Here is a 270-nt window from a genome sequence, read left to right as displayed (position 1 = left end):
GGCATTGATGCCGCCCGCCATCACCGCGAAGTCGCCGCGGAACTTCTCCACCGGCACGACCACGTCGATATCGCCCCGGTCATGCTCGGCCGACATGTGGTTCATCGCCGCGATCAGCCCGACCAGATTGCCGCGCAGCGTCTCGATCGTCTCGTTGATGAAGGCCTTCTTGCCGGGGAACGCCTCGAGCGGCGCCTCGAAGTTGCCCTCGCCGAATTCCTTGACGCAGGCCATCGCCTTCTTCTTCACCGCGATGTGGCCCGCCACCAT

At 64.8% G+C, this 270-nt stretch carries 1 pseudogene; it reads right to left on the bottom strand.

Features of this window, described 5'->3' with window-relative positions:
* A pseudogene (locus OKA11_RS24575) lies at nt 1–270 on the bottom strand (methyl-accepting chemotaxis protein); the annotation flags it as partial.

The sequence above is a fragment of the Novosphingobium clariflavum genome, assembly GCF_026420865.1.
In the GTDB taxonomy this organism is placed as follows: Bacteria; Pseudomonadota; Alphaproteobacteria; order Sphingomonadales; family Sphingomonadaceae; genus Novosphingobium; species Novosphingobium clariflavum.
The sequence above is the reverse complement of the archived record's forward strand: the minus strand, read 5'-3'. Positions and strand labels throughout refer to the sequence as shown.